Genomic DNA, 4,599 nt, shown 5'->3' with positions numbered 1-4,599 from the left:
GGGCAGGCGGCTTCGATCATGGCTGGGGATCGATGAGGATACTTTCTATGACCGTTCGAAAGTTGCCATCATTCCGATGGCCTTTTGCTTTCCCGGTTACGATGCCAAAGGCAGTGATCTGCCGCCGCCGCCCATCTGCGCGCGTACCTGGCGCGAAGGCGCGTTGGCCACTGTGCCGGATATCCGCCTGACCATTCTGATCGGCGGGCACGCCATGCGCTACCATCTGCCGTCTTTCAAGTCTGTCACGCAGGCTGTGGCCGACTGGCGCGCCCACCCGCCCGGCGTCTTCGCCTTGCCACATCCGTCCTGGCGCAATACCGGTTGGCTGAAGAAGAACCCATGGTTCGAAGCCGACGTGGTGCCGCGCCTGCAGGCGGCCGTAAGGGATGTACTGGATGACTGAAACGACCCCGCTCGATACTGCGCATGCCGCGATGCAGGCTGACGCCGATGACGATCTGGCGCGGTTGCGTTTCTACGAAAGGGTTGCGGATTCCGAATTATTCCTGCTGCTGAAGGACGAACCGGAGGGCGACGCGGTGGAACCCGTGCTGCACGAAGACGCCTATGTGCTGGTTTTCGACCGGGCAGCCCGGCTTTCTGCTTACGTGGGGCAGGCGGCACCCTATGTCGCGCTGTCGGGGCGCGCCATTGCCGGGATGTTGCAGGGGCAAAAGCTGGGCATGGCGATCAACCTCGATGTTGCGCCATCTGCGGTGTTGCTGCCGCCGGAGGCGATCGACTGGCTTTGTGAAACGCTGGCGCAGGCCGCGAGCGAGGTTGAAACGCGCATCCAGCAGGTTCTGCCACCGAAGGGCCTTCCCGAAAGCCTTGTCACCGCATTGGACGCAAAGCTTGCCACGGCGACGGGGATGGCGGCCGGGGCCTATCTTGTGGCTGTTGAATACGAAGGGGGCGGCAGGGGGCATCTGCTCGGCTTTGTCGGGGCCATCGAGCGGGCGCAACCGGCGCTGGTGCGCGCGGCGTCCGAGGCGCTGACATTCTCTGGCATCGAGGCCGGGGAGATGGACGTGGGCTTCTTCGCCGCGGGTGATGCCGTGGTGCCCCGGTTGGCGAAGGTGGGCCTGCGATTCGACCTGCCGCAGCCCGAAGCTTTGCAGAAGACTCCCCGTATGACAGCGCCGGGAAGCGATCCGGCGAAGCCGCCGATCCTCAGATAGATGCGGTATCAGGGCGCAGGCGTCGCGCCCCGATCAGAGCATCAGCGCCGACGGTCGCGGCGCGCGCTCATGGGTTGGAACGCCACGCCCACATGCGCCTCGCAGTAGGGTTTGCCTTGCTGGACGGGAAGACCGCAGAACCAGAAATCCTCGGTCGCGGGGTCGCCGACGGGCCATTTGCAGGTCCGTTCGGTCAATTCCATTAAGCCGATCTTCTTCGCCTTCTTCTCGATCTCGTTGACCTTGGCGAGCGCTTCGGGGCTGATCTCGTTCGCGGAGGGTTGCGGCGGCAGGGGCTGGCCGGCCGGGATGATCTGCTTGCGCACCGGCAGGGCGGGCTTGGCTTCCGCCGCGGGGGGCTCGGGCGTTTCCTGCGGGGCCGGTTCTGGCTCTGCCGGTTTGGCCGGTGCTGCGGGCTTGGCTTCCGCCTTTGGGGCGGGCTTGGCCTTTGCTTCGGGCTTGGCGGCGGCCGGTGCGGCGGCGGCACCCCGGTTGGACAGGCCCAGCCGGTGAACCTTGCCGATGACGGCGTTGCGGGTCACGCCGCCCAGTTCCTTGGCGATCTGGCTGGCGGACTGGCCCTCGCCCCACATCTTCTTCAGTGTCTCGACGCGTTCGTCAGTCCAGGACATGCGGGGTTCTCCATATTGGAAAGCGGTCCCCGATGTCAGGACCGCTTCGTCAATTTCAGCGCCCTATACTAATGCCTGCCAGCGCAGGCGCAAGCCGGTATGCGGCATCACGTCCGTCAACGGCGCCCTTGCCGCCTGCATGGCCCTTGACCACCGGGCGTGCCCATGGCCTTTTGGCGGCTTGATACACCAGCAAAGGACGATCACCATGATCCCTTCCGTACTGCCCACCTATGCCCGCGCACCCCTGTCCTTCGTGAAGGGCGAAGGGGTCTGGCTGGTGGAGGAAGGCGGGCGACGTTTTCTCGACCTCGGGGCGGGGATCGCCGTGAACGCGCTGGGCCATGCACATCCGGCGCTCATTCGTGCGCTGACGGTACAGGCGCAAACGCTCTGGCATACGTCCAACCTTTACCAGATTCCGCAGCAGCAGGCGCTGGCGGACAGGCTGGTGGAGCACACCTTTGCGGATACCTGTTTCTTCACGAACTCGGGCACCGAAGCCTGTGAACTGGCGGTGAAGATGGCGCGCAAGCATTTCCACGACCGCGGCGCGCCGGAACGGGTTGAGATCATCACGTTTTCCGGTGCCTTCCACGGGCGCTCCTCTGCCGGGATTGCGGCGGCGGGGTCGGAGAAGATGACCAAGGGGTTCGGTCCGCTCCTGCCGGGCTTCGTGCATCTGGACTTCGGCGATCACGATGCACTGCGTGCCGCCGTGACCGACAAGACCGCCGCGATCATGGTCGAGCCGGTGCAGGGCGAGGGCGGCATCAGGCCACTGCCGGATGCCTGTCTGAAGGGTTTGCGCGATCTCTGCGATGAACACGGCATCCTGATGATCCTGGACGAAGTGCAATGCGGCGTGGGTCGCACTGGACGGCTCTTCGCACATGAATGGTCGGGCGTTTCCCCCGACATCATGATGGTGGCCAAGGGGATCGGGGGCGGCTTCCCCCTCGGTGCCGTGCTGGCGACCGAAGAAGCAGCGTCGGGCATGACGGCGGGCACCCATGGTTCCACCTACGGGGGCAACCCGCTGGGCTGCGCCGTCGGAGCCGCAGTGATGGATGTGATCACCGCGCCCGATTTCCTGCCCGAAGTGAACCGCAAGGCCGGGATCATCCGTCAAAAGCTCGAAGGCCTCGTGGCATCGCACCCGGACGTTTTCGAAGAGGTGCGCGGAATGGGGCTCATGCTGGGGCTGCGCTGCAAGGTGACGAACACCGATCTCGTCACGGCGGGCTACGCGCATGAGGTTTTGACCGTGCCGGCCGCAGACAACGTCGTGCGCATCCTGCCCCCCCTCAACATCACGGATGACGAGATCGAAGAGGCGCTGTCGCGACTGGACGACGCGGCGACCTCCATGAAGAAATAGGCGGCGCGCCGCTCCCTAAAGCCACGCACCGCCACGGCGCAGTTCGTGCCCGGCCCGTAAGAAAGGCAAATCCATGCCCCACTTCCTTGATATTCACCAAACCCGCCCCGAAGCGCTGCGCGGAATTATTGACGACGCCCGCGCGGTCAAGACGGCGCGTCAGGGTCGCCCCCGCGGCGCGCCCGACGACGATCAGCCGCTCAAGGACCACATGGTGGCGCTGATCTTCGAAAAACCCTCCACCCGTACGCGTGTCTCCTTCGATGTAGGCGTCCGGCAGATGGGCGGGCAGACCATGGTCCTGTCGGGAACCGACATGCAACTGGGCCACGGCGAGACGATCGCCGATACCGCCCGCGTGCTCAGCCGCTACGTCGATCTCATCATGATACGGACCTTCGAAGAGCAGACCTTGCTCGAAATGGCGGAATACGCGAGCGTGCCGGTCATCAACGGGCTGACCAACCGCAGCCACCCCTGCCAGATCATGGCCGATGTCATGACGTTCGAGGAACACGCCGGACCGATCAAGGGGCGCAAGATCGTCTGGTCAGGCGATGGCAACAACGTTTTCGCCAGTTTCGCCCATGCGGCGAAACAGTTCGAATTCGACCTCACGTTTACCGGCCCACCCCCACTGGACCCGGAACCGGCCCTCGATGGCCTATATACCGTGGAGCGCGATCCGGCGAAGGCGGTGGAGGGCGCCGATCTGGTGGTCACCGACACCTGGGTCAGCATGCATGACCCGCAGTCTGCACGGGAACGGCGCCACAACCAGTTGCGCGGCTATCAGGTCAACGACGCGCTCATGGCGCGGGCCAAACCGGATGCCCTGTTCATGCACTGCCTTCCCGCGCATCGCGACGACGAGGCGACCAGCAGCGTCATGGACGGGCCCCATTCCGTTATCTTCGACGAGGCGGAAAACCGTCTTCACGCGCAAAAGGCCATCATGCGTTGGTGTCTGGACAAATGACCGACGGCCCGCGGATCGTCGTCGCGGGCGCGGGGGCCATTGGCTGTTTCACGGGCGGGCTGCTGGCTGCAGCGGGCCGTGATGTCACGTTGCTGGTACGGCCCCGCATCGGGCACGAGATACGCGCCCACGGCCTGACGCTCACCGATTTCGGCGGGCTGGCGGAGACGGTGCGCCCGGAAGATCTGACCTTTACGCAGGATGCGCGCTGTCTCGCGCAGGCGGATGTCATTCTCGTAACGGTGAAAACGCGGGACACCGCCGATATCGCCCGCAGCATCGCTGCGCATGGCGCGGCGGGGGCTTGCGTGATCAGCCTGCAGAACGGGGTCACCAATGCCGCCACCCTGCGGGACGCCCTGCCTGGGCGGGATGTGCGGGCGGCGATGGTGCCCTTCAACGTCGTGCCCATGGGGCAGGGGT

6 protein-coding genes are annotated in these 4,599 nt (G+C 65.1%); 5 read left to right on the top strand and 1 reads right to left on the bottom strand.

Annotation, left to right across the window (positions count from 1 at the left end):
* A partial coding sequence (locus A3728_RS16165; RefSeq protein ID WP_067925899.1) for a uracil-DNA glycosylase family protein occupies positions 1-406 on the top strand: 406 nt, incomplete at its 5' end.
* Positions 399-1,184 carry an SseB family protein gene (locus A3728_RS16160; protein WP_067925890.1) on the top strand — a complete coding sequence of 262 codons (786 nt, stop codon included), beginning with the start codon at positions 399-401 and terminating at the stop codon, positions 1,182-1,184. The genes A3728_RS16165 and A3728_RS16160, both read left to right, overlap by 8 nt.
* Before the next feature lie 41 nt (positions 1,185-1,225).
* On the opposite strand, the gene A3728_RS16155 is transcribed toward A3728_RS16160, so the two are convergent.
* Positions 1,226-1,816, bottom strand: a complete 591-nt coding sequence (locus A3728_RS16155; RefSeq protein ID WP_067925887.1) for a GcrA family cell cycle regulator — start codon at positions 1,814-1,816, stop codon at positions 1,226-1,228.
* A 208-nt stretch (positions 1,817-2,024) separates the two neighbouring features.
* Between A3728_RS16155 and A3728_RS16150 the strand changes: the two genes are divergently transcribed.
* From A3728_RS16150 to A3728_RS16140, 3 genes are all read left to right on the top strand, one after another.
* A complete protein-coding gene (locus A3728_RS16150; protein WP_067925884.1) occupies positions 2,025-3,197 on the top strand; it encodes an aspartate aminotransferase family protein in 1,173 nt (390 codons plus the stop codon).
* 73 nt (positions 3,198-3,270) lie between these two features.
* A complete protein-coding gene (argF, locus tag A3728_RS16145; protein WP_067925881.1) occupies positions 3,271-4,176 on the top strand; it encodes an ornithine carbamoyltransferase in 906 nt (301 codons plus the stop codon).
* Positions 4,173-4,599 (top strand): 2-dehydropantoate 2-reductase N-terminal domain-containing protein (locus A3728_RS16140; protein ID WP_161489596.1); only part of this gene is annotated, 427 nt, incomplete at its 3' end. The genes argF and A3728_RS16140, both read left to right, overlap by 4 nt.

It is taken from the genome of Sulfitobacter sp. HI0040 (assembly GCF_001634885.1).
Taxonomy (GTDB): Bacteria; Pseudomonadota; Alphaproteobacteria; order Rhodobacterales; family Rhodobacteraceae; genus Sulfitobacter.
The sequence above is the reverse complement of the archived record's forward strand: the minus strand, read 5'-3'. Positions and strand labels throughout refer to the sequence as shown.

Bases quoted from the DNA above. Each gene is read 5' to 3' on its own strand.
- A3728_RS16160 (WP_067925890.1), top strand. From the start codon at position 399: ATGACTGAAACGACCCCGCTCGATACTGCGCATGCCGCGATGCAGGCT.
- A3728_RS16155 (WP_067925887.1), bottom strand. From the start codon at position 1,816: ATGTCCTGGACTGACGAACGCGTCGAGACACTGAAGAAGATGTGGGGC.
- A3728_RS16150 (WP_067925884.1), top strand. From the start codon at position 2,025: ATGATCCCTTCCGTACTGCCCACCTATGCCCGCGCACCCCTGTCCTTC.
- argF (WP_067925881.1), top strand. From the start codon at position 3,271: ATGCCCCACTTCCTTGATATTCACCAAACCCGCCCCGAAGCGCTGCGC.